The sequence below is a fragment of the Pseudomonas sp. MF6776 genome, from assembly GCF_016613125.1.
Lineage (GTDB): Bacteria > Pseudomonadota > Gammaproteobacteria > Pseudomonadales > Pseudomonadaceae > Aquipseudomonas > Aquipseudomonas iridis.
The window spans coordinates 55,089-79,607 of the sequence record NZ_JAENSQ010000017.1 but is presented as its reverse complement, the minus strand read 5'-3'; the positions used below and the strand labels follow the sequence as shown (position 1 = coordinate 79,607).

Sequence of the window (24,519 nt, the reverse complement as noted above, 5' to 3'; positions counted from 1 at the left end):
GGTTGGCAGTCAGTTATTCGGTGTATTGACTGCGATCTTTTGATCTTCACGCGCGCTTACGATGCAAGCGCCAGCCAATCAACATCAGCAGCACCAGACCCACTCCACCTGCAGCTACCCACAACACCTGATCATCACTGATCAGCGGCTTCTCGATCCGCAGATACCCCGGTTGCAACATCAACTCACGCATCGCCTTGTTCGCCGTTTCCAGCGTCACGCCTTGCAGGTCCCGCGCAGGGTTGGCGAAGCGGCCGTCCTGATAATCGCTCAGCGCGCTCCAGTAATAATCGGCCATCGCACTGTTGCCTTGTACCGCCCAGGCCTGATGGGCGATGGCGGCCTGTTTGATCCGGGCGAAGGTGTCAGGGTCGAGACCGTTTTTCAGCAAGTCCGCCTTGAGGTCTTCCAGGACCTGAATGGCTTCGTCGACGTCATCGCGATCCAGGTCAGCGTTGAGGCTCATGAAGCCGACGCCGCCGAACACTTCGCGTTCGGCCCACGGCCCGTAGGACAAACCGTGGTTCAGGCGAATCTGCCGGTACAGCGCCCAGTCGAGGTAATCCTTGAGGATATCGAAGGTCTGGTCGTACTGATCGTCCAGCACCGGCTCCGGCACCAACCAGTGCAACTTGGCGCCATCACCCATGAAGCCGCGGGTGAGGGTTCGCTCGTGGGCGGCGCTGGTGCTGATGTCCGGCAGCGGACGGTGCTCGCTGGGTTCGACCGGTTCGAGGGCGCCCCACGTGCGTTCCAGATAAGCCGGCAGCAGTTTGTCGAGTTCGCCGACGATGATCAGGGTCATGTTGTTTGGGGCGTACCAGGCCTGGCGCACCTTCTCTAACTGCTCTTGGGTCAGATGATCGACTTCGGCGCGTTGCGGGCATTTCAGGCCCAGTTCGACGGCCAATTGATTGCTCGCGGTGTGGCCCAGATCCTGACGATCAAGAAAACGTTGCAGGCGCGTGTAATGGCCGCCGTCTTCACGCTCGACCACGCGTTTGGCGGCGTTGATCGCGTTGTCGTCAATGCGGGTCTGGGTCAGCAGAGCCAGCAGCAGGTCGAGCACCTTGCGCTGGTTCTTGGCCGGGGCTTCGATGACGAAGGTGGTGTCGGCATTGCTGGTGAAGGCGTTCCATTCGCCGCCCAGGGCCTGCATGCGTTCTTCGAGACCACCTTCGCCAGTGGCGTCAATGCCGCTAAACAGCAGGTGTTCGAGCAGATGCGGCAGCTCTTTTTCGTCGCAGTCGAAATCGTCGAGACCGACGCCGACCACCAGGCGGATCGCCACATGCCCACGCTCGGTGCCGGGCTTGAGCATCAACTGCAAACCGTTGGGCAACGCATAGCCTTCGACCTGAAAACGATCCAGGGCGAAGGAGGGTAGAGAACCGAGCAACAGACAGGCGAACAACAGGCAACGCATAACAGGCTTCCATACGGCTGATTTGGAGATCCGTGTCGTCAGTCAGGCCCTCTTCACTGGCAAGCCCGCTCAAACAGGGATCTATGGCGCACAAAACCCTGTGGGAGCTGGCTTGCCAGCGATGACGGCCTTGAGGCTGAACTCTGAGTTACTGACTGACCACAACCGCAGACGTTCAAGGCGAATGCGTAATGTCGCTCATATCATCCGCCGCCAGCGCGCCGGTATCCGCTGTTTCCAGCACCACATACGCACTGCCGCAGAACAGCGAATTGAGCCGGCGCATATCCGCAATCAACTCCAGATGCAGCGAACTGGTTTCAATACTCTGCACGATCTTGCGTTGCAATCGGCTGACATGCGCATGGGCCAAACGGCGTTCCTGTGCGCGGAAACGACGTTTTTCGCGCAACAACTGCCGGGCACTTTCCCGGTCGCCACTGAGAAACACCGACAGCCCCAACCGCAGGTTGGCAATGAGCTGCTGATGCAGCACGGCCAGATCCTCCAGGCCCTCTTCGGAAAACGAACGACGTTGCGAAGTCTTCTGCTGCTGGATCTTGCGCAGCATGCGTTCGATGACATCGCTGGACAGTTTCAGGTTGATCGCCAACTCGATGATCTCGGCCCAGCGTCGACTGTCCCGCTCGCCGAGATCCTCGCGCGGCATCTGCGCCAGATACAGCTTGATTGCGCTGTACAGCGCTTCGATGTCGTCGGTCAGCCTGCGCACCTCCTGAGTGACGGCGGTCTGCTTGCCGCGCAACACATCGAGAGTGGCATCGAGCATGTTGTCGAGCAGATCGCCCATGCGCAGGGTTTCCCGCGCGGCGTTGGCCAGCGCAAGGCTTGGCGTGACCAGTGCGGTCGCGTCGAGATGACGCGGTTTGGCGGTGCCGTTGACCTCCGGCCGTTCAGGCAGCAGCCAGGCACACAGCCGCGCCATCGGCCCGACACTCGGCAGCAGGATCAGGCAACGCGCGGTGTTGTAGAGCAGATGGAAGCCGATGACCATCTCCTGCGGGCTGAAATCGAGACTGTCGATCCAGTGCACCAGCGGATCGAGCACCGGGATGATCAGCAGCAGGCCGATCAGCTTGTACAACAAACTGCCCAGCGCCACCTGCCGGCCCGCCGCGTTCTGCATGCTGGTGCTCATGAACGCGAGAATGCCGCTGCCGATGTTGGCGCCGATCACCAGACCGATCGCCACCGGCAGACTGATCACCGCTGCCCCGGCCAGTGTGGCGGTGAGCAGGACGGCGGCGAGGCTGGAGTAGGAAATCATCGCGAACAGCGCGCCGACCAAGGCGTCGAGAAGGATATCGCCAGTCAGCGAGGCAAAAATCACCTTCACCCCTTGCGCATGGGTGATCGGCGCAGCGGCCTCGACGATCAATTGCAGCGCGAGAATGATCAGCCCCAGACCGATGGATACGCGACCCATCTGCCCGAGCCGCGTCTGTTTGCGCGACAGAAAGAAAATCACCCCGACAAAAATCAGCAGCGGCGACAGCCAAGACAGGTCGAAGGTCAGCACCCGGGCCATCAACGCCGTACCGACGTCGGCGCCGAGCATGGTCGCCAGCGCCGGGGTCAGCGCCATCAGGCCCTGGCCGACAAAGGAGGTGACGAGCATGGCGGTGGCGTTGCTGCTCTGCACCATCGCGGTCACGACGATACCGGCGACAAAGGCCAGCCATTTTTTCGACATGTTCTGGCCAATCACATGGCGCAACTGGGTGCCGTACACCCGCAGGATGCCGGTTCGAACGATGTGCGTGCCCCAGATCAGCAGGGCGACGGCGGAAAGCAGATTGAGCAGGGTGAGCATGCAAACCCCCTGAAATAGCAGCGCTCCAGAGGAGCAAGTTGACGGTGCCGCGCGGTTTCTACGTTCTGATACTTAAGCTGTAGTTGGCTAACGGTCTGTGCGCCAGCATTGCACAGCCAAAGTGGGGATTGAAACAAAAGTGTCATGAAAAGGCGTTCATTCACGTTCGCCACAAACAAGGCAAAACCCTGTGGGAGCTGACTTGCCAGCGATGACGTCGGCATAGCAAACATTGATGTCGACTGACACCCCGTTATCGCTGGCGAGCCAGCTCCAACAGGTTCTTCTGTCTGCGTGAACTACGGTTTTTCAAGCATCAAAGACAAAAAAACCTGTGGGAGTCTGGCTTGCCAGCTCCCACAGGTTTTTTACTGACTGCTGGACTACCGGGTTACTGGCCCGGAATGTCCTTGCGCAGTTTCACCGGATCTTGCTGTTGTTTCTTCTTGGCCATCGCGCCACGCAGTTTGATATTGATCGCTTCCACTGCCAGCGAGAACGCCATCGCGAAGTAGACGTAGCCTTTTGGCACATGCACATCGAACGATTCGGCGATCAGCACAGTACCGACCACCAGCAGGAACGACAGCGCCAGCATCTTCAGCGACGGATGTTTGTCGATGAAATCGCTGATAGTCCCGGCCGCCAGCATCATCACCAGCACCGCAACGATGATCGCTGCAACCATGACTGGAACGTGCGAGACCATGCCGACTGCGGTGATCACCGAATCCAGCGAGAAGACGATGTCGATGATCGCGATCTGGATGATGGTGTAGAGGAAGTTGCCACCCTTGCCGCTTGGCGTTTCTTCGCTTTCGTCTTCGCCTTCCAGTGCGTGGTACATCTCTTGCGAGCTTTTCCACAGCAGGAACAGACCACCGAAGAACAGGATCAGGTCGCGGCCGGAGATGCCTTGGCCGAACACGACGAACAGGTCGGCCGTCAGGCGCATGACCCAGGTAATCGACAGCAGCAACAGGATCCGCGTGATCATGGCCAGCGCCAGACCGAAAATCCGGGTGCGCTGCTGCATGTGTTTGGGCATGCGGCTGACCAGGATCGAAATCATGATGATGTTATCGATACCGAGGACGATTTCCAGGGCGGTCAGGGTAAAGAAGGCAACCCAGATTTCAGGGTTGGTCAGCCATTCCATGTGTATTCCTTTGAGCGATTGTTAAACCACAAAGAGTCCGGGCTTCAAACAGCGAAGCCGGGACTCTGTGCAGTGAGTCTTGGACTTATAGAGTGCTGAAGAGCGGAAAAGTCCCCAACAGCAGTGCAGCAATCAGGATGCAGATACACACCAGGATCGCCCATTTCAGGGTGAAACGCTGATGGTCACCAAAATCGATCCCGGCCAACGCCACCAACAGATAAGTCGATGGCACCAACGGGCTCAGCAAGTGGACGGGCTGGCCGACGATCGAGGCACGGGCCATTTCCACCGCAGTAATCCCGTAGTGGCTGGCGGCTTCGGCCAACACCGGCAACACACCATAGTAGAACGCATCGTTGGACATGAAGAAGGTGAACGGCATGCTCACCAGCGCCGTGATTACCGCCAGGTACGGGCCGAGGAAATCAGGGATCACTGCCAACAGGCTCTTCGACATTGCATCGACCATACCGGTGCCGGTCAGGATACCGGTGAAGATGCCGGCCGCAAAGATCAGCCCGACCACTGCCAGCACACTACCGGCGTGCGCCGCGACGCGATCCTTCTGCTGTTGCAGGCAAGGGTAGTTGACGATCATGGCGATACTGAATGCAACCATGAACAACACCGGCAGCGGCAACAGGCCGGCGATCAGCGTGCACATCAGGCCGAAGGTCAGGGCGCCGTTGAACCAGATCAGCTTCGGACGACGGGCATCCGGGAACTGCGAAACGCTGATTTCGCTGTGATCGATCTCGTCGCCGATCAGGTGCAACTCGCCCAGACGCGCACGTTCGCGTTTGCCGTAGAAATAGGCAATCAGCAGGATCGCCACCACGCCAGCGGCCATGGCCGGGATCATCGGCACAAAAATGTCCGAAGGATCGACATGCAGCGCACTCGCCGCACGAGCGGTCGGACCGCCCCATGGGGTCATGTTCATCACGCCACCGGCGAGGATGATCAGGCCAGCCATGATCCGCGGGCTCATGCCAATGCGGCTGTACAGCGGCAGCATCGCGGCCACGCAGATCATATAAGTGGTCGCGCCGTCCCCATCAAGGGAAACGACGAGCGCCAGTACGGCGGTGCCGACCGAAACTTTCAGTGGGTCGCCCTTGACCAGTTTGAGGATCTTGCGCACGGCCGGGTCGAACAGGCCGGAGTCGATCATCAGGGCGAAATAGAGAATGGCGAACATCAGCATCACGCCAGTCGGCGCCAGCTTGGTGATGCCTTCGAGCATCATCGGACCGATCTTCGGCGCGAAGCCACCGAACAGCGCAAACAGAATCGGGATGATGATCAGGGCGATCAGCGCGGACAGGCGCTTGGTCATGATCAGGAACATGAACGTGATGACCATGGCGAAGCCAAGGAAAGTCAGCATGGGATTACTCCAGGCGTAGCGCGGCTAGTTGAGTGAGCGGATCGGGCGAGATCAGCGCAGAACGGGAAGCACGAGGCGTACGGGTGGAGTGGCAACAAGAAAACGCGGGAAGAGGCGGGCTACAGAGGACATCAGAATCACCATTGTTGTTGTTAATTGGGCCGGGCGAGCGAGGTATCACACGCGTTGGCCAACCGGTCTGTTGCCGGAAGTGAGGGCGATCCTAATCGGGGAAGCTTTCAGCTACCTTTCGCGGGCGAAACCTTTGAATGAACGGTCAACCGGTCGTCGGATGCGATTAAAGTCGATTTGCGCACGAGCAGCTGAGGTGCGAGCGCGAAGAAACGCGTCGGGCGTATCAACGACCTGATTAAAAAACAGACAAATCCAGCGTCCGCATCGCCCCCATCCAGATCGCATGCTCGGTGTGATCGACCCAGTCATCGCCGGTGTCCGGGTGCAGAAACACCACCAGGCCTTTGCGATTGAGGGCAAGCCACGGCAGCACCTCGCCGATCAGCTCGGGGCCGAAGGCCAACTGGCAGCTCCAGTCCGGGTGCGGGCCGACCGGTCGTTCGTGGACGCGGCCCATCTTCAATGGAAACAATTGCGCGGCCCGCTCGCACAGTGCCCGTGCCTGTTCAATCGTATTGGCGTCGAAATAGACGTGGGCGTGGTAGCCCTTGATCGCTTGCATCGCAAACCCTCTGAATCGGTTCGAACCCTCGACGTAGCCCGTATGTCACACGTCATACAAGGGATAACAAAAGGGATCAGCCATGAAAAATGCCGAAACCCCGGTGGTAAAAGTGGTGCTCTATGGTGCCATGAGTAGCCTGGGCGCTGCGTTGATGGCTGAACTGCTGCGCCGACAGCACGAAGTCATCGCCATTCTCGACGACCTGACCGCGCTCGCGCCGCGTCCAGGATTGCGCACCAAAAGCGGTGACCTGTTCGATTGCGAGCGGGTGAATCAAAGTGTCGCCGGCAGTTCCGCGGTGATCTGTTTGCTCGATGCCCCGGGGCTGCCGTTCAGTAGCGATCATGTTGAACGCTCGGTGGTGCTTGGCCCGGTCGAACAGGTACTAGCCGTTGATGCTCTGGTCGACGGCCTGCAAGCGGCCAATGTGTCGCGGCTGTTTCTGGTGGGGGAGTTTGCGGTACTCGACGAGCCGGAGCTGGATGAACGCTTACAACGTCACGCTGCCGAAGAAATTCGTGAAGCGGTGCAAAGCAGTCCACTGCACTGGACGCTGGTCAATGCGCCGCAAGGCGTGGCTGGGCTGACCATTGAGCATTTCAGTCAGGTCGGCGGCAATCTTGAGCCGGGTTTGGCAGAACCGCTGGAACGCTTGAATCGCGTGGCAGTGGGAATTGCCGATGAGCTGCGACTGAATCTGCATGTGGGTCAGCATGTGAATTTTGTCGCGGCGTCCGACTGATTGATCACACCGCAATCGAAGGCAACGCGAGCCCGGTAAGGGATTCGGCACTGCTGGCCTGCTCCTCCATGAGCCAATCGACAAACTGCTGAATCAACACTCCACGCCGTTTGCGCTGCGGCAACACTACGTAATAGCCAAGGCGCGACAGCGTGGTCTCGGCAATCGGTCGACACAGCAAGCCCTGACTGAGCAAGTTATCCACAAGGTGACGCCAGCCAATCGCCACGCCTTGGCCGCCGATCGCCGCTTGGATCAGCAGTGTGTAATTGTCGAAACGCAATTGCCCCGGCGCCGGCGGGGTAGTGATGCCCAGTTCGCGGAACAGCCCACTCCAGTCGAACCAATTGCTGCTGTTCTCCCCCCGCAGGTGCAGCAGCGGAAGTTCCAGTAGTGCCTGCGCGGTCAAGGGCAGGGCACGATCCTTGAGCAAGAGCGGACTGCACACCGGGAACACTTCTTCGCTGAACAGCCAATGGCTTTCACCCTGTTTGAAACGGCCATCGCCGAACAGGATCGCCACGTCGATATCGGTGCGCAGCATGTTGTGGTTGCGCTCACTGGTGACCAGGCTGACGTCGACGTGTGGATTGGCTTCATGGAAGCGATGCAGACGCGGCATCAACCAATACGCAGCGAAGGCAAAATCGGTAGCGACTTGCAGTACCTCATGTTGCTGCTGTGCGCTGATCGCACTCAAACCGGCGTCGATATTCTGCAAACCGAGGGTAACTTGCTCGAACAGGATGGTGCCGACTTCGGTGAGCTCAATGCCACGGTAGATTCGATCGAACAACCGTGAGCCCAGTTGCTCTTCCAGTCGTTTGATCTGCTGGCTGATCGCAGGTTGCGTGGTGCCAAGCTCCACTGCGGCGGCGGTAAAACTGCGATGCCGGGCAGCGGCCTCAAAGGCGCGCAACAAGTCGAGCGACAGATCACCAAGAGCTTCATACATAAGCTGTGCTTATCCTAGTCATTGCCCGGCGCGGGCTTTACCCGACAGAGCATGGACTCCATGCTCGATCGCAGCAATGTCGCATAAATATTCACTATGGAATGCCGCGATCACATGAAGCGCAAGAATATTCTTTTCATCATGGCCGATCAGATGGCCGCGCCAATGTTGCCGATCTACGGGCCTTCGCCGATCAAACTGCCCAATCTTTCCCGCCTGGCCGCCCAAGGCGTGGTGTTCGATGCCGCTTACTGCAACAGCCCGTTGTGCGCGCCGTCGCGTTTTACCCTGGTCAGCGGACAGCTGCCGAGCAAGATCGGCGCTTACGACAACGCTGCCGATTTCCCCGCCGATGTGCCGACTTACGCCCACTACCTGCGTCGCCTCGGCTATCGCACGGCGCTGTCGGGCAAGATGCATTTTTGCGGCCCGGATCAGTTGCATGGCTACGAAGAGCGGCTGACCAGCGATATCTATCCCGCCGACTATGGTTGGTCGGTGAATTGGGACGAGCCGGATGTGCGGCCGAGCTGGTATCACAACATGTCTTCGGTGCTGCAAGCCGGACCGTGCGTGCGCACCAATCAACTCGACTTCGATGAAGAGGTGGTGTTCAAGGCGCAGCAATATCTGTTCGATCACATTCGCGAAGATGGCGATCAGCCGTTCTGCCTGACCGTGTCGATGACACACCCACACGATCCGTACACGATTCCCAAGGCATTCTGGGATTTGTACGACGATGCCAATATCCCATTGCCTACAACGCCGGCTCAACAAGAACTCGATCCGCACTCGCAACGGCTGCTCAAGGTGTATGACCTGTGGGATAAACCCTTGCCTGTGGATAAGATTCGCGACGCGCGCCGTGCGTACTTCGGCGCTTGCAGCTATATCGATGCCAACGTCGGCAAACTTCTGCAAACCCTCGAGGAAACAGGGCTGATCGACGACACCATCATCGTCTTCTCCGGCGACCATGGCGACATGCTTGGCGAGAAAGGCCTCTGGTACAAAATGCACTGGTACGAGATGGCAGCGCGCGTTCCCCTGTTGATAAGTGCGCCAGGCCAGTTTGGCGCGAGTCGGATCAGCGCTGCGGTGTCCACAGCAGACCTGCTGCCCACCTTCGTCGAACTGGCTGGCGGCACGCTGGAGCCGGGTCTGCCGCTGGATGGGCGGTCGCTGGTGTCGCACCTGCAAGGGCAGGGCGGTCATGACGAAGTGTTCGGCGAGTACATGGCCGAAGGCACGATCAGCCCACTGATGATGATCCGCCGTGGCGCCTACAAATTTATCTACAGCGAAAGCGACCCTTGCCTACTCTTTGACGTAGACAACGATCCGCGTGAAACGGAAGAACTCAGCCAATCGCCACTGCATCGCCAGCTTTTCGACGATTTTCTCGTCGAAGCGCGGGCCAAGTGGGATATCCCGGCAATTCACCAGAACGTTCTCGCCAGCCAGCGCCGCCGCCGTTTTGTCGCCGATGCGTTAACCATCGGCAAGCTGAAGAGCTGGGATCACCAGCCATTGGTGGACGCCAGTCAGCAGTACATGCGCAACCACATCGACCTCGATGATCTGGAGCGCAAGGCCCGTTATCCACAACCCTGCCAAAACCAATAATGTGAAGGGGAAGTCCATGCGCAAGTTATCCACAGCAGTGACGTTTGGCCTGATAGCGCTGAGCAGTACCTCGGCATTCGCCGAGCAAAGCTGCGCCACGGTAAAAATGGCCGACCCCGGCTGGAGCGACATCGCCGCAACCAACGCCATTACCGGGTTTCTGCTGGACGGCATGGGCTACAAGGCCAAGGTCGACACCCTCGCGGTGCCGATCACCTTCGGCGGTTTGAAGGACGGTCAGGTGGATGTATTCCTCGGCAACTGGATGCCGGCGCAGCAGGGCTTCTACGATAAATTCGTGGCTACCGGCGATGTCACGCAACTGGCGAAGAACCTCGAAGGCACCGAGTTCACCCTCGCCGTGCCGGACTACGTGTGGGATGCGGGTGTGCATAACTTTGCCGACCTGAACAAGTTTGCCGACAAGTTCGACAAGAAGATCTACGGCATCGGCTCGGGCGCCCCGGCGAATATCTCGCTGCAGGAGATCATCAAGAAGAATGACTTCGACATGGGTCAGTGGAAACTGATCGAGTCCAGCGAACAGGCGATGCTCGCCGAAGTGTCACGGGCGGTGAAAAAGCAGAAATTTGTCACCTTCCTCGGCTGGACCCCGCACCCGATGAACGTGCAGTTGAAAATGCATTATCTGAAGGGCGGCGAGAAATACTTTGGCGACACCGGCAGCGTGTTCACCCTGACGCGCAAGGGTTACGCCGAAGCGTGTCCGAATGTGGGTAAATTGCTGACCAATCTTGCGTTCACTCAGGAGATGGAGAACAGCATCATGGCCGAGGTAGTGAACAAAAAGGTCAGCAATGCCGAGGCAGCGAAGGCGTGGATCAGGGCTAATCCGGCGGTGTTGGACAAGTGGCTGGAGGGGGTGAAGACGCTGGATGGCAAGGATGCGCTGGCGGCGGTTAAAGCCAAGCTCTGATCGTGGGGTTGCTGGAATTGTGCTCGGCTTGAGATTCTACCCCCTCACCCCAGCCCTCTCCCCCAGAGGGGGCGAGGGGAAAGGGAGCCGATCTCTGGTGTATTCAGCATTGAGTTCGACGCAGATTTTTCACGTCGGCGTAGCTCAACCAGACACCTCGGTCAGTCCCCTCTCCCTTTGGGAGAGGGCTAGGGTGAGGGGCTTTCCCAACTGACACCCTGTTACCCTTGCAGCAAAACCCAAACCGCGAGGACCCATGGCCTTTCCCAGTCGCCGCTCACTGTTTCCGTTCCTCACCTGGCTACCCCGGCAAACCCGCGCCAGCGTCGGACGGGATCTGATCGTTGGCCTCAGCGGTGCGATTCTCGCGTTACCTCAGTCGATTGCCTACGCGCTGATCGCCGGTCTCCCACCTGAATATGGCCTCTACGCCGCGATCATCCCGGTGCTGATCGCATGTCTGTGGGGTTCGTCGTGGCATCTGATCTGCGGCCCGACCGCGGCGATTTCGATCGTGCTTTACGCCAGCGTCAGTCCACTGGCCGTACCGGCATCCCAGGACTACGTCACCCTGATCCTGTTGCTGACCTTCCTCGCCGGGGTATTTCAATGGCTGCTTGGCTTGCTCCGGTTTGGCGCGCTGGTGAACTTCGTCTCGCATTCGGTGGTGCTCGGTTTCACCCTTGGTGCGGCGGTGGTGATTGCCATTGGGCAATTACCGAATCTGCTGGGGCTGGATCTGCCCGCCAAAGCCACGGCGCTGGACAGTTTGATGGATCTGCTGCAACACCTTCGGGCTGTGGATAAACCTTCGTTGCTGCTCGGAGTGGCCACGGTGGCAGTCGGCGTTGTGCTGAAACAGTGGTTGCCGCGCTGGCCGACGTTGTTGATAACGTTGGTGCTGGCCAGTCTGCTGGTATGGCTGTGGCCGGCGATGTTCGGCGACGTGCATCTGGTCAGCGCATTTGTCGGGCGTTTGCCGCCGTTCAGCGGGTTGCCGCTGGATCTGGATTTGATCCTGCGCCTGCTACCCAGCGCGGTGGCGGTGGGCATGCTGGGGCTGGTCACCAGCCTGTCGATTGCCCGTTCGATATCTGCACGTTCGCAGCAGTTGCTCGATGCCAATCAGGAAGTGCGCGCGCAGGGCCTTTCAAACATTGTCGGGGCGTTCTTTTCCGGATCGCTGTCGGCGGGCTCGTTCACCCGCTCGGGTCTCAGTTATGAGGCCGGCGCTTGCTCCCCTCTGGCAGGCGTGTTTTCGGCGATCTGGGTGGCATTGTTTGCGATTTTTGGTGCCGGGCTGATCGCGCACATCCCGATTCCGGCCATGGCCGGCAGCATTTTGCTGATCGCCTGGGGGTTGGTCGATCATCGCGGAATTCGATCGTTGCTCAGGGTCAGCCGCGCCGAATTCGTGGTGATGGCGCTGACCTGCCTGGCGACTCTGCTGCTGGAGTTGCAGACCGCGATTTACGCCGGCGTGCTGGCGTCGCTGTTCTTCTACCTCAAGCGCACTTCGCAGCCGCGGGTGCAGCATTGGCGCGATGGCGAAGATGATGTGCTGGGGGTCGGCGGCTCGATCTTCTTCGGCGCCAGCCATTATCTGCAAGTGCGTTTACAGCGCATGCACGGCGCGCGGGTGGTGATCGAGGCGCAGCAGATCAACTTCATCGACTATTCGGGGGTGGAGATGTTGCATCAGGAAGCGCGGCGCCTGTTGGGCCAGGGTCGCAGCCTGACTTTGCGCGGTGCGCGGCCGCAGGTGGTGGAGGAACTGCGCAAGCTGGAAGGCCCAGAGAAATGCCCGATCCGGTTTGAGGATTGACCCGACAAGCACTGCAAAACCCTGTGGGAGCGAGCCTGCTCGCGAAAGCGGACTATCTGACACATCAATGTTGGATGTGCCGCCGTTTTCTCGAGCAGGCTCGCTCCCACATGGGTAATTACTGCGCCAACTGGCGGCGTAGTTCGGCCAGAACCGGCGCCGTGTCCGGACGCACGCCGCGCCACAAATAGAACGCCTCGGCAGCTTGCTCGGCGAGCATGCCCAAACCATCCATCGACACCGCCGCACCGTGCTCACTGGCCCAACGGCAGAACGCGGTCGGTTCTTTGCCGTACATCATGTCGTAGCACAGGGTTTGGCCCGGTTCGATCAGGCTCGGCGCAATCGGCGGTACATCGCCGGTGAGGCTGGCGGAAGTGGCGTTGATGATCACGTCCACCGGCTCGCGCAGCCAATCAAAGCCGCTGGCCGACACCGGCCCCAGATCGCAGAACAATTCCGCCAGCAACTCGGCCTTGTCTACCGTACGGTTGGCGATGATCACCGAGGCGGGTTTCTCCGCCAGCAACGGCTCCAGCGCTCCACGCACGGCGCCACCGGCACCGAGCAGCAAGATGCGTTTGCCGGTCAGACTGAACCCGGCGTTTACCGTCAGATCCCGCACCAGTCCGGCGCCGTCGGTGTTGTCGCCAAGCAGCGAACCGTCGGCCAGTTTGCTCAAGGTATTCACCGCACCAGCCCGTCGCGCGCGGGCCGTCAGGCTGTTAGCCAGGCGGTAGGCGTCTTCCTTGAACGGCACAGTGACATTGGCACCGCGACCTTCGCGGAAAAACGCCGTAGCGCAGCCGGAAAAGTCGTCGAGCGGCGCCAGCAACGTGGCGTATTCGAGGCTCTCGCCGGTCTGCTCGGCGAACAGCTTGTGGATCATCGGCGATTTGCTGTGGCCGATCGGGTTACCGAAAACGACGTAACGATCCATCAGATGTCCTCAGGCTTGAGTCAGCCAGTCGCGGTCTTGCAGGAAGTACTCGGTCAGGCGTGCTTCTTCGCTGCCAGGTTCAGCCTTCCAGTCGTAGCCCCAGCGTACTTGCGGCGGCAGCGACATCAGGATCGACTCGGTACGCCCGCCCGATTGCAGGCCGAACAGCGTGCCACGGTCGTAAACCAGGTTGAACTCGACGTAGCGGCCACGGCGGTACTCCTGGAACTCACGTTGCTGGGCGGTGAACGTATCGTGCTTGCGGCGCTGCACGATTGGCAGATAGGCGTCGATGTAGGCATCACCAATGGCGCGCATAAAGGCGAAACTGGTGTCGAAATCCCACTCGTTCAGGTCATCGAAAAACAAGCCGCCGATGCCGCGCGGTTCGTGGCGATGCTTGATGTGGAAGTAGGTGTCGCACCACGCCTTGTACCGCGGATAGACGTCCGGGCCGAATGGCGCGCAGGCCTGTTCGGCGACGCGGTGCCAATGGATGCAGTCTTCTTCGTTGCCGTAATACGGCGTCAGGTCGAAGCCGCCGCCGAACCACCAGACCGGCTCTTCACCTTCTTTCTCGGCGATGAAAAAACGCACGTTGGCGTGAGAGGTCGGCACGTGTGGGCTGTGCGGATGAATCACCAACGACACGCCGAGCGCCTCAAAACCGCGACCGGCCAATTCCGGGCGATGGGCGCTGGCCGACGGTGGCAGACCACTGCCGAAGACGTGGGAAAAGTTGACGCCGCCCTTTTCGATCAGCGTGCCGTTTTCAATGACGCGAGTACGACCGCCACCGCCGGCAGGCCGTGTCCAGGCGTCTTCGACGAAGCGCGTGCCGCCATCCTCGGTTTCGAGTGCGGCGCAGATGCGGTCTTGCAGGTCGAGCAGATAGGCCTTTACGGCGTCGGTGCGGGTCGTCATGGCTTCACCTTGAATCGGGGCATCACTACGCGGCAACCCGCAGGCGGGGGTCGGCGCAAATGGGCGCGTAGCATACCACCGCAGGCCAACGCGCCGCAGTTGACGAAGATCATGCATAAGCGTTGGATAGGGACCTTACAAAAGACCCAAGGAGAGCAGGCAGATGGCAAAGCGTATCCAGTTCCGCGCCCACGGCGGTCCCGAAGTGCTCGAGTTTGTTGATTACGAACCCGCCGCGCCCGGCCCGAATCAGGTGCGCGTAGCCAACAAGGCTATCGGCCTGAATTTCATCGACACCTATTTCCGCAGCGGCCTCTACGCACCGCCAGCCTTGCCGTCCGGCCTGGGCGCGGAAGGTGCAGGCATTGTTGAGGCGGTGGGCAGCGACGTTACCCGGTTCAAGGTCGGAGACCGCGTCGCGTACGGCAGCGGCCCGCTGGGCGCCTACAGCGAATTGCACGTCCTGCCTGAAGCCAATCTGGTGAAGCTGCCGGACCAGATCAGCTTCGAAACCGCCGCCGGGGTGATGCTCAAGGGTTTGACCGTGCAGTACCTGCTGCGTCAGACCTATGAACTCAAGGGCGGCGAGACCATTTTGTTCCACGCCGCAGCGGGGGGCGTGGGTTCGCTGGCCTGCCAATGGGCCAAGGCGCTGGGCGTGAAACTGATCGGCACCGTCAGCTCGAAGGAAAAAGCCGAACTGGCCAAGGCCAACGGTGCCTGGGCGACCATCGACTACAGCCACGAAAATGTTGCCGAACGCGTGCTGGAATTGACCGACGGCAAGAAAGTCCCGGTGGTCTATGACGGGGTTGGCAAGGACACTTGGCTGACCTCGCTGGACAGCGTGTCGCCTCGTGGGTTGGTGGTGAGCTTCGGCAATGCTTCCGGCGCAGTCGACGGCGTGAATCTGGGCATCCTTTCCGCCAAGGGCTCGCTCTACGTCACCCGGCCTACATTGGCGACCTATGCCAACAATGCGCAGAACCTGCAGCGCATGGCCGATGAACTGTTCGAGATGATCATCAGCGGCAAGCTCAAGGTCGATATCAGCCAGCGCTATCCATTGGCTGAAGCGGCGAAGGCGCAGACCGAGTTGTCGGCTCGGCGCACCACCGGTTCGACCATCCTGCTCCCCTGAAAACACGCTACCCCGGTGAGTCGGTGGTAGCCTCCAACTCAATAAAAAACGGCGTCTTGCCCGCAGCAGTTGTTTCGAAACGGCTGCGAGCCAGACGCTGCACCTGCAATCCCAAAACACCGGGCAGCCTGAGCAATGCGCTTGCCTGCGCCTCGTTGTGCAACGCCTGTTCGATGGCGGCTTCTGCGCCGGAAGGCAGTTTGTCCTGAGCAATGACCAGACACATGCGCACACCGTTGGCCTGTCGATTGATCTGTACCTGAATGTCGTTAGAAGCCAGCTGTGGCAACGCCTGTGCGATTACGCTCATCACCTGTCGCTGCGTGATGAGCGCGCCCCCCAGCTTGATCGATGTCTCTACCCGCCCCTCAAGTTGCAACACGGGCAAGGCGCTGCCACAGGCGCAATTCGCCCCATTGCGCAGGATTCGCCCACGATCACCAATCCGGTAACGCAACAGCGGCACGTGATCGGGCAGCAAGGATGTCAGCAGGAACTCACCGCTTTCGCCCACGGCCACTGCTTGCAAGGTGAGAGAGTCCACCACTTCGATGAACATCGCATCGGCGTGCAGATGATAAAAACCGTGTCCAAGGTGCGCGCATTGATAGCCGATGGGGCCGGTTTCCGTCGAGCTGTAGCCCAGCGACCGGAGCCTTATCGCTGGCCAGTCCCGGACAAGCTGTTCGCGCAATTGAGGAGCGCAGGGTTCCCCGATGTAGTAAAGCCATCTCAGGCTGACCAATTGCTGTGCGTCGATTTCATCGTGGTTGAACAGCGCCGCGGCGAAGGAAGGCGTGCAAATCAGCGCATCGGCCGCTTGCGACTGAATCAACCCGGCAATTCGCTGAACACCCATTAATGAACCGGCGGGCAGCAGACGTGCGCCGACATGCTGCACGATCGCCGCGGCGTACTGGAAAGCCCCCTGCATTTCGCCCGCGGTCAGGCAATTGATGACCACACCCGGGCGTTCGTCCGCCACGCCAAACATTCGCGCCCCCAGCGGCACGATGCTGGCGTTGAACGTCCAGGAATGGGTGATGTGTTTGCGGTTGCCGGTGCTGCCGCCCGACGTCAGGGTCAGGCCGCCACCCGGCGCACGGTGCGACGCTTCGCCAAGCGCGGAAAACAACACACCGCCATGTTCGTCCTCCACGGCCTGAACCGGCAGGCGCTGCAAATCCTTCAGGCTGTGCACCTGGAGGATCTGCGGACACAGCGCACAGAACCACGACAGTGACTGCGCATGGGCCAATTTGTGCGCAAAGGCCTGGTTGGCAGAGAGCACGGGATCATCGCTCATCGTCACGACCACCCTGGCGAATGCCCAACTCATCGAAACCGCCACGGACTGCATTGGCCAGGCTCTCCAATTGGGCCTGGTTGTGATTCGCGCTGACGGCCAGACGCAGAATCGCTTCGCCTTTGGCCACCACCGGAAACATGGCGGTGGTAACGGCTATGGCCTTTCGCCGCAGGTGTAACGCCAGACTGATGGCATCACGCTCGGCGCCGACGCGGACGAAACGAATGGGCGAGGCGACTTCATGGTTGCCCAGCACCGGCCCGAGCAGGTTGTCGATCAGGGCAACATTTCGCCACAGAGCCGCCTGCAACTGTCCCAGCTCCGGCGAAAGGTGAATGTCCGCAGACGCTACCGCCGCACCGACACCGCCCATCGACAATGGCCCACCGAAGGTATAGGTCGACGCATGGCGGCGGATCATTTCAGCGTCGGCTTCGGTAAAGACCGTGATCGCTCCGCCCGTGGCACCAAATGCCTTGGACAGCGAGGACAGAAGAATCAGACGGTCGCGCCGTTGCTCACCAGCAGCAACGAGTGCATAACCTCCGCCTGTTACGCCGTGAATCGAGGTGCCGTGGGCGTCATCGGCATACAGATAGCCTTCAAAGCGCTCCGCCAGCTGCAACAGTCGATTGATCGGATACAAACCCCGCATCGAGCCAATGCTGTCCGTAAGGATGATGGGTGTATTGCCTGCCGCTACCGCCGTGGAGCAAGCCTGTTCGACTTGGTCCACGTCATTGCAGTCGCATCGCTGTACAGGGCCGAACTGCCACAGGATCCCTTGCAGCACCTGCATTGAGGCATGGGCCGCCCGGTCGACGATCCAGCCCGGGCCACGACGCAACGGATAGGACGGTAACTCGCCTGAGCCCAGTAACGGCAGGCAGCCCAGATGCGCACTGCCCACCGAGTTGAAGGTCACCGTGTAGCCCTGGAATATCTGGTTCAACTGCTCGTCGAGTTCGCGCATGGGCGGTAGCAGTACGCGGGTTCGTGCGGCGGCGAATTGCACGCCGAAGGATTTCACGGCGCTTACCGCGCTTTGAATCAGACGCGGGTCGCACTCCAGTCCCAGGTAAGAACATGAGAGAAACTCGGTCAGCCGCTCACCGCTGCTCAATTCGATGGTCTTGCCCTCACGGCTCACCAGTTTCAAGCCATTGAGGCCGGCATCGAACAGCTGCTGCTGATCGTCACGAGCCTGACGCACACGGTTTTTTACCCAGTTGACGGTTGGGTGCTGATTGTTCATCGGGATACCTGCAAAGGTGTCGTCTGGCGGTAGACCTGCACGCGCCAGAGCTGGGTTTTTTCTCGTGCGATCGCGTCCTGGTACTGGGCAGTGATATCGCAGAAGCCTGCACAATCGGGCTGGACGATGTGCAAATGTCCACGCATGACCAGCAACGCCTCTTCGGCAAGGGACGGCCGCAGCCGTTGCAAGACACTCGCTCCAGCGACCTGGGGCATGAAGGAAGGCACGTCCGAGAGCGATACGAAATCGACGTCCGTGTGTTTGGCGGCGCAATCGATAATGTCGGCCTGCACGATGCGCAACTCACACTGCTGAATGGCCTCTCGGGCACGCTTGAAGATCCGCGGATCGCACTCCAGCGGGAAACCTTCGGGGTAGCGCAGCTCACCAAAAAACAGCATTTGCAGAAAGAAGCTCTCGCGCACGATCTGCGTGTTAAACAAGGTGTGGAAGATATCCAGATACGCTGCGCGGGAGCTGATACCCAGGTTGTTGGGTGGAAACGAACCTTTGTACAACAACGAATTGAGCACTGCTGCGTTGCCCAGCAGCGAGATCACAGCACGCCAGCGCCTGAGGGGAAAACGGGTTCGGTAATAATCGGTTTGCTCGCCGAGATCGCAGCACTGAAAAATCTCTCTCCCCGCCCCGCCGGTAAACAGTCGATTGACCTTCGCCAATCGCTGCAAAGTCTGCTCAAAGGCCCCCATGTAGATCGGCGCCTGCCAATGACGTGTCTGGAAAAACTCCGCCAGCCAGTGGCGATCGACACGCGGCAGATCCAGTTGCTCAAGTATGGATTGGCGTCGCGACGGCAAAACCCCTGGGTGGTAACCCATGAAGTCCATAAACGATGTGTAATCGGTCTGTTCCAGCAGAGCAAAGCGCAGTCGCGTGAACGCCAATTGCGGCGCACTTACATCGATGCAGGTCATGCGTGCGGGGTTGCGGGCCAGCAGCGGCAGCAGCCGTCCGCCACTTCCCGCGACGCCGACCACGTGCCTGGCCCGCGGGGGCAGGATGGCGAACTCCAGTGCGGTGTCTTCATCCCCCAGCGCATAGTTCAGTCGCTCGAAATAGTCAGCCATGCCTGCCCCCGTGCGTCGTTCGGGAAAATCGCCGTGAAGGACTCATGAGTTATCCAGTGCGTGCAGGAAGTCATAGCGTGGTGCGAGGCCGTTTTGCCAGGCCTCGTACTGCTCATAGACGGCTTCAAGCATGTTGCCGGTCAAACGCAAACTGGTTTCCATCACGGTAGCAACGGCGTCCCAATCGGATTGATCTTTGCAAGTTCGCTGCAGGATGAGTTTGATTTCGTTGAAGTGTTCGATATCAATATCGGAGTGAGCGATAAAGAATGTCAGCTGCGCCGGTTTTAACGACAATGTTTCGCTCAAGCCATTAATAAGCGGATTAATAAATTGATAAGCGTTTTCTGCCCAGTAACTGTACCCCAGCCGTTGCAGTGGATTACCGGTAAAAGATATCCAGTATAAATAGGCGATTAACACTTCGGTGGCCGGTAGCGCCGTCGGTATATCGAAGACTTCATTCTTGAGGCCCAGACTCATGACGTCATGCAGTGCCATTTTCTCATGGCCGACCTCTTGCGCCGCATGCTCAAAACAAAATTTTGCATACACCGGATTATCGGCATGGCGCACGCCCACCAAACCCTGGTTTCGCGCATTGTGTGCGGTGTAGTGGAAAGTCTCGATCATGTAAATCGCATACAAGGCCTTCGAAACGCTGCCGCCGCGGATGGCTTTAACCAGCCGCGAGTTATCGAGAATATCGGCCCATACATTTTCGATTCGTTCGTCCAGCAGGCTCAGCTGTTGTTCAAAACTGACATGCGCGGTCATCGTGACTCTCCGGTGAATTGAGGGCGGTGTGGGCGGGTTGTTGAACGGCTGCGAGGATCTGCGGCCATTGCGCTGAGAGCAGCCAGTAATCGCCGCGGGCGCGTTGTTCGATATGCAGGGAGTCGGTGGTGATTGATGTCAGGCCGAAGCGCTGGAACAGCCGCCGCTGGGGTGATCGGCACAGGGCGGTGACGCCCTCATAACCGCGCTTGATCGCCCATTCGGTGGCCGATGCCAGCAGGCAGTTGACCGACACCGGCAGGTGACCCTGGGAGAGGGTGATCAACCGGCTGAACTCGACATGACGCGACAGCGCCTGGGTTGGCGAAAGATGCTGATGCGCCAGTGATGCCCATTCAAACGGTGAGGGCGTCACTCTCAATACCGCCATCAACTGGTCTTGTTGATAGAGCAGAAAGTGCGTGCTGCGGGCCGTTATCGCCAAGCTTGTTTCCAGCAAACGGGCTCTGGAGGTCAGCATGTAGTGTTGCAATCGCAGTCGAAACTGCCGACCAATAAACCGTTCGAACTCTCGCGTGTCTGATCCGGCTTCGAGAGTAACCACATGACAATTTTCATGCTGACGTTTTAATGTCGACTGAAGTGCCTGCAGATAATCCGTGAGTTGTAATTCCGTAGTATCCATTCCTTCTCCGCAGACGTTAACTTATCGAAGTTTTCTGAGCGCATTGAAATGATGGATGCTTTTAGAAATATCGCCACTGCGCGATTTCTGATAATGACGTAGGAAAAATTACTGAAACTGGATGCTCGTCGATTAGTCCGACACATTAAAGACAGATATAAACAAAAAGTTGTTGTATTTTAATAGTTACTTGAAGGAAAAATCGCAGCCATATGTAGTACTCCTCGCCTTGAAAGCCGAGGAGTGCCACCTATATCTATATAAGCTTGAAACGGAATGTCAGTCAGGACGAATGACGTTACCGCTGGCCAGGTCACGGATGACGCTGGGGTTTTTGCGCCCACCCAGTTGTCCACCCAATACCAGGTCAATCTGTCCGCGGAAATACTGCTCGACCCTCAAGCGCGTGCGCGCCGCCGGACGTCCTTGCGGGTTGGCCGATGTCGAAATCAGCGGCCCGACCATTGAGCACAAGTCACGCACCTGCGGGTGATCACTGACACGCAACGCGACGGTGTCATGCACCCCGGTGACCCATTCCGGCAACAAGCTCTGATGCGGCACCAGCCAGGTGTTCGGCCCTGGCCAGGTGCTGGACATGCGGTCGATCCAGTCTTGCGGGAAGTCTTCAAACAGAAAGTCGAACTGGCGAATATTGTCGGCGACCAGAATCAGGCCCTTGTCGACCGAACGGTTCTTGATCGCCAGCAGTCGATCCACCGCTTCTTCATTCCACGGATCGCAACCCAGCCCCCAGACAGCTTCGGTTGGATAGGCAATCACCGCCCCGGCGCGAATCTCTCGCGCGGCTTGTTGCACACGCCAACTGTTGACCATGAAAAAACTCTCCACAAACAGGTTTCGCGCAGTTTACCGATCTTCCTTGTAAAACCTAGCTCGTCCTGGCCAGCCAGCGACCGTTTTCGCACACCGCACGGCCATCCATTTCCAGTTCCGTGAGGGCCGCCAACACTTTGGGCAAGGCCCAGCCACTGCTATCAGCCAAGCCTTCGCTGGTATGCGGTGCGGCGTGCAGCAGCGTGAGCAGTGGATGAGTCTCTTTGGGCGTGTCCATAGACATCGGTAAATGCTGCCAGCCGCGCAGGGCTTCGAGGATGTGCTCTATGGTTTCGACCAGCACTGCGCCATCTCGAATCAACTGGTGACAGCCGCGTGCACCGGGGTGATGAATCGAGCCGGGAATGGCGTAAACCTCCCGTCCCTGTTCCGCCGCCAACCGCGCGGTGATCAGCGAACCGCTGGCCACACTCGCCTCGACCACCAGCACGCCAAGGGACAAACCACTGATGATCCGGTTGCGCCGCGGGAAGTTGCTGGCGCTTGGGCCGGCATCCAGCGGAAACTCCGAAAGCACTGCGCTGCCCGAGGCAATCATCGCATCGGCCAGCCGCTGATTGCGCTGTGGATAAAAATTTTCCAGGCCGGTGCCCAGCACACCCACTGTTTGCCCGCCGACATCCAGCGCGGCCTGATGCGCGGCGGCATCAATGCCCAGCGCCAGACCACTGGTGATGACAAAACCGGCGCCCGCCAGGCAGCGAGAGAAGGCTGCGGCGGTGTCCATTCCCGGACGCGAGGCACGGCGGCTGCCAACCATCGCCAGTTGCGGTTTTTCAAGAATCAGTGGGTCACCCGCGACGAACAACAACGGCGGCGGATCCGGGATCTGTGCGAGCAGCGCCGGATAATCCGCTTGATCCCACATCAGTAAATGTTGATTGGGCCGCTCTAGCCAGCGCATTGCGTGGCTTGCGCCATCGCGCACTTCAGGACATCGCCGCGCCTCGGCACAGGCCGCCGGCAATCCCAGCGAACGCCAGGCACTGGCCGGGGCGCTGATGGCTTTGGACGCCGAGCCAAAGGCTTCGAGCAATTTGAGAAAGCGCTTCGGACCGATTGTCGGCAAGCGGTGCAGGCGCAGGCGCGCTTCCAGTTCCGCAGGGGAAACCGGTGTACAGACAGGCAGCATAAAGGATCAATCCTTGATCGTTATAAGCCCCGAACCATTCGGAGCAAGCTGTGGATAACTCTGTTGGTAACTTGTTAAGCACGCTACGGATTTCGCACCTTGTCGAGCACCGCCAATGAGCGCGATGCGTTAAGGACGAGGCCGTAGCTGAGTTTGTCGTAGGTGCGGAACACCATCAGTAATCCGGCGCGTTCGTCGGGGATTTTCAGTGGCTGACCGGTGATCCGGTCGCGCACGGTTTCGCCGGTTTTCATCACCACCAGCACATTGCCTTCAGCCAGGCCGTCACGCTTGCCCTTGTTCAGGGTGACCACGTCCATCGCGCCAATCTGGGTGACACCGCGCGGCACGTCGATGATGACGCCGTTGATGTTGCTGGTCGGCGCGCTGGGCATGAAGGTCGAGTTGATCGAGCGCTCTTCGCCGCTGAACAAGCGGTCGCCGAGGCGTACTTCCTGTGTGGTGCGTTGCAGGGCGAGGGTGGCGACATCGCCCTCGGTGGCAACGATTTCTCCACCACCAATGTCATCGGCGTTGATCCCGAGAAACTCTTTGGTCTGCGGATCGGTGTAAATCTTGCCCTGTCGGAAGATGCCGTAAACCGGCTGATCCGGGTCGAAGTGGCCACGAGCGAAAATGCGGTCGCCGGTGCCGCTGAGCACCCGTTCGGCATCGCCGGCGACGATGTACGGCGCCTTGTCGAAGTCTTCGGCCTTGTCGACGATGCGATTGCTCAACAGAAAGCTGTTGATGGATTTGAGTGGAATGCTGGGAATCGCCTCGGCCACCGGACTGGTGCGAATGCGTGGAGAGAGCTTGATGGTGCCGCGCGACTCGCCGCGATTGAGGGTCAGGCGTGGCTGGCCGTTGACGTAACTGAGCGTCAGCGTGTCGCCGGGGTAGATCAGGTTGGGGTTCTCGATCTGCGGATTGGCCCGCCACAGTTGTGGCCACTGCCAGGGCTCGCGCAGGTATTTGCCGGAAATATCCCAGAGAGTGTCCCCTGAAACCACCGTGTATTGCTGTGGAAAACCATCCCTGAGTTGCACTTGCCCCTGCGCCGCGCCAGCCGAAGCCAACAGCAGCAGGGCGAGTAGTGTTTTCCTCATGCAGTGAATCCCTTTATCATGTGCGCTCGCGTGAATCGTCAGAGCCCCCGTGGCTCGCTTGAGCAAAATGCACAAGCTACGCTTCACAACGGTAGCCTGCATCTTCGGACCTGCCAGGCCATCGACCCGACTTTACTCAACACGTGCAGCAATCAGCCTATGGCCATTTTAAACATCCTCGAATTTCCGGACCCGCGTCTGCGTACTATCGCCAAGCCTGTGGCTGTAGTGGACGACGAAGTGCGTCAGTTGGTCGATGACATGTTTGAAACAATGTATGAAGCGCCGGGCATCGGCCTCGCCGCGACCCAGGTCAACGTGCACAAACGTATCGTCGTGATGGACCTTTCCGAAGACCGCTCCGAGCCGCGGGTATTCATCAACCCCGAGTTCGAATCACTGACCGAGGAAATGGATCAGTATCAGGAAGGCTGCCTTTCGGTGCCCGGCTTCTACGAAAACGTCGACCGTCCGCAGAAGGTCAGGATCAAGGCGCTGGACCGCGACGGCAAGCCCTATGAACTGATTGCCGAAGGCCTGCTCGCCGTGTGCATCCAGCACGAATGCGACCACCTCAATGGCAAATTGTTCGTCGATTACCTGTCCACGCTCAAACGCGACCGGATCAAGAAGAAACTGGAAAAGCTCCATCGCCAGAACGCTTGATGCCCTCCTTCAAAGGCTTGCTGCGGCAAGCCTTTTTCTTTTTATGAAGCTTTGCCATAGAGAGCCATTCA

The 24,519-nt window shown here is 59.3% G+C and carries 22 protein-coding genes; 6 read left to right on the top strand and 16 right to left on the bottom strand.

What is annotated here, in order from left to right; translation table 11 throughout:
* Positions 1–46: 46 nt before the first annotated feature.
* From JJD74_RS19385 to JJD74_RS19365, 5 genes are all read right to left on the bottom strand, one after another.
* Positions 47–1,426, bottom strand: a complete 1,380-nt coding sequence (locus tag JJD74_RS19385) for a M16 family metallopeptidase (protein WP_042556934.1) — start codon at positions 1,424–1,426, stop codon at positions 47–49.
* Between the two features lie 175 nt (positions 1,427–1,601).
* Positions 1,602–3,260 (bottom strand): Na/Pi cotransporter family protein, encoded by a 1,659-nt coding sequence (locus tag JJD74_RS19380; RefSeq protein ID WP_042556933.1) that lies wholly within the window; start codon positions 3,258–3,260, stop codon positions 1,602–1,604.
* A 391-nt stretch (positions 3,261–3,651) separates the two neighbouring features.
* A complete protein-coding gene (locus tag JJD74_RS19375; protein ID WP_042556932.1) occupies positions 3,652–4,419 on the bottom strand; it encodes a TerC family protein in 768 nt (255 codons plus the stop codon).
* 85 nt (positions 4,420–4,504) lie between these two features.
* Positions 4,505–5,812 (bottom strand): CitMHS family transporter, encoded by a 1,308-nt coding sequence (locus JJD74_RS19370; RefSeq protein WP_042556931.1) that lies wholly within the window; start codon positions 5,810–5,812, stop codon positions 4,505–4,507.
* 370 nt (positions 5,813–6,182) lie between these two features.
* Positions 6,183–6,509: a DOPA 4,5-dioxygenase family protein gene (locus tag JJD74_RS19365; RefSeq protein ID WP_115147892.1), complete on the bottom strand. Its 327-nt coding sequence runs from the start codon at positions 6,507–6,509 to the stop codon at positions 6,183–6,185.
* Between the two features lie 82 nt (positions 6,510–6,591).
* Here JJD74_RS19365 and JJD74_RS19360 point away from each other — a divergent pair, with 82 nt between their 5' ends.
* A complete protein-coding gene (locus JJD74_RS19360) occupies positions 6,592–7,254 on the top strand; it encodes an NAD(P)-dependent oxidoreductase (protein ID WP_200616585.1) in 663 nt (220 codons plus the stop codon).
* A gap of 4 nt (positions 7,255–7,258) precedes the next feature.
* Here JJD74_RS19360 and JJD74_RS19355 read toward each other — a convergent pair whose 3' ends face one another.
* Positions 7,259–8,209 (bottom strand): choline sulfate utilization transcriptional regulator, encoded by a 951-nt coding sequence (locus JJD74_RS19355; RefSeq protein ID WP_047299186.1) that lies wholly within the window; start codon positions 8,207–8,209, stop codon positions 7,259–7,261.
* 114 nt (positions 8,210–8,323) lie between these two features.
* On the opposite strand from JJD74_RS19355, the gene betC reads away from it, so the two are divergent.
* The 3 genes from betC (at position 8,324) to JJD74_RS19340 (ending at position 12,600) form a co-directional block, all read left to right on the top strand.
* Positions 8,324–9,838, top strand: a complete 1,515-nt coding sequence (gene betC / locus JJD74_RS19350) for a choline-sulfatase (protein ID WP_200616584.1) — start codon at positions 8,324–8,326, stop codon at positions 9,836–9,838.
* 16 nt (positions 9,839–9,854) lie between these two features.
* Positions 9,855–10,775, top strand: a complete 921-nt coding sequence (gene choX / locus JJD74_RS19345) for a choline ABC transporter substrate-binding protein (RefSeq protein WP_200616583.1) — start codon at positions 9,855–9,857, stop codon at positions 10,773–10,775.
* Positions 10,776–11,031: 256 nt separating this feature from the next.
* A complete protein-coding gene (locus JJD74_RS19340) occupies positions 11,032–12,600 on the top strand; it encodes a SulP family inorganic anion transporter (RefSeq protein ID WP_200616582.1) in 1,569 nt (522 codons plus the stop codon).
* Positions 12,601–12,718: 118 nt separating this feature from the next.
* On the opposite strand, the gene aroE is transcribed toward JJD74_RS19340, so the two are convergent.
* Both aroE and hemF read right to left on the bottom strand, forming a co-directional pair.
* Positions 12,719–13,540 carry a shikimate dehydrogenase gene (gene aroE / locus JJD74_RS19335; RefSeq protein WP_042556924.1) on the bottom strand — a complete coding sequence of 274 codons (822 nt, stop codon included), beginning with the start codon at positions 13,538–13,540 and terminating at the stop codon, positions 12,719–12,721.
* Between the two features lie 9 nt (positions 13,541–13,549).
* On the bottom strand, positions 13,550–14,464 hold the full coding sequence (gene hemF / locus JJD74_RS19330) for an oxygen-dependent coproporphyrinogen oxidase (protein ID WP_200616581.1): 915 nt from the start codon (positions 14,462–14,464) through the stop codon (positions 13,550–13,552).
* Positions 14,465–14,627: 163 nt separating this feature from the next.
* On the opposite strand from hemF, the gene JJD74_RS19325 reads away from it, so the two are divergent.
* On the top strand, positions 14,628–15,605 hold the full coding sequence (locus JJD74_RS19325; protein WP_042556922.1) for a quinone oxidoreductase family protein: 978 nt from the start codon (positions 14,628–14,630) through the stop codon (positions 15,603–15,605).
* A gap of 7 nt (positions 15,606–15,612) precedes the next feature.
* Here JJD74_RS19325 and JJD74_RS19320 read toward each other — a convergent pair whose 3' ends face one another.
* The 8 genes from JJD74_RS19320 to JJD74_RS19285 form a co-directional block, all read right to left on the bottom strand.
* Positions 15,613–16,911, bottom strand: a complete 1,299-nt coding sequence (locus JJD74_RS19320; protein ID WP_200616580.1) for a phenylacetate--CoA ligase family protein — start codon at positions 16,909–16,911, stop codon at positions 15,613–15,615.
* Entirely contained in the window at positions 16,901–18,169 is a 1,269-nt protein-coding gene (locus JJD74_RS19315; protein ID WP_052491494.1) for an aminotransferase class I/II-fold pyridoxal phosphate-dependent enzyme, read from the bottom strand. The genes JJD74_RS19320 and JJD74_RS19315 overlap by 11 nt, the downstream gene beginning before the upstream one ends.
* Positions 18,166–19,260 carry a DUF3419 family protein gene (locus tag JJD74_RS19310; protein ID WP_115147899.1) on the bottom strand — a complete coding sequence of 365 codons (1,095 nt, stop codon included), beginning with the start codon at positions 19,258–19,260 and terminating at the stop codon, positions 18,166–18,168. The genes JJD74_RS19315 and JJD74_RS19310 overlap by 4 nt, the downstream gene beginning before the upstream one ends.
* Before the next feature lie 42 nt (positions 19,261–19,302).
* Positions 19,303–20,037, bottom strand: a complete 735-nt coding sequence (locus tag JJD74_RS19305; RefSeq protein WP_042556920.1) for an iron-containing redox enzyme family protein — start codon at positions 20,035–20,037, stop codon at positions 19,303–19,305.
* Complete coding sequence (locus tag JJD74_RS19300; RefSeq protein ID WP_234451806.1) at positions 20,015–20,518, bottom strand: hypothetical protein; 504 nt, start codon at positions 20,516–20,518, stop codon at positions 20,015–20,017. Before JJD74_RS19300 ends, JJD74_RS19305 begins: the two co-directional genes overlap by 23 nt.
* Before the next feature lie 444 nt (positions 20,519–20,962).
* Positions 20,963–21,520, bottom strand: a complete 558-nt coding sequence (locus tag JJD74_RS19295; protein ID WP_200616579.1) for an L-threonylcarbamoyladenylate synthase — start codon at positions 21,518–21,520, stop codon at positions 20,963–20,965.
* Between the two features lie 55 nt (positions 21,521–21,575).
* The gene (gene dprA / locus JJD74_RS19290; protein WP_200616578.1) at positions 21,576–22,673 is read right to left on the bottom strand and encodes a DNA-processing protein DprA; all 1,098 of its coding nucleotides are present in this window, start codon (positions 22,671–22,673) and stop codon (positions 21,576–21,578) included.
* 83 nt (positions 22,674–22,756) lie between these two features.
* Positions 22,757–23,782, bottom strand: a complete 1,026-nt coding sequence (locus JJD74_RS19285) for a LysM peptidoglycan-binding domain-containing protein (protein ID WP_200616577.1) — start codon at positions 23,780–23,782, stop codon at positions 22,757–22,759.
* 159 nt (positions 23,783–23,941) lie between these two features.
* Between JJD74_RS19285 and def the strand changes: the two genes are divergently transcribed.
* Entirely contained in the window at positions 23,942–24,448 is a 507-nt protein-coding gene (gene def / locus JJD74_RS19280; RefSeq protein WP_042556915.1) for a peptide deformylase, read from the top strand.
* Positions 24,449–24,519: the final 71 nt, after the last annotated feature.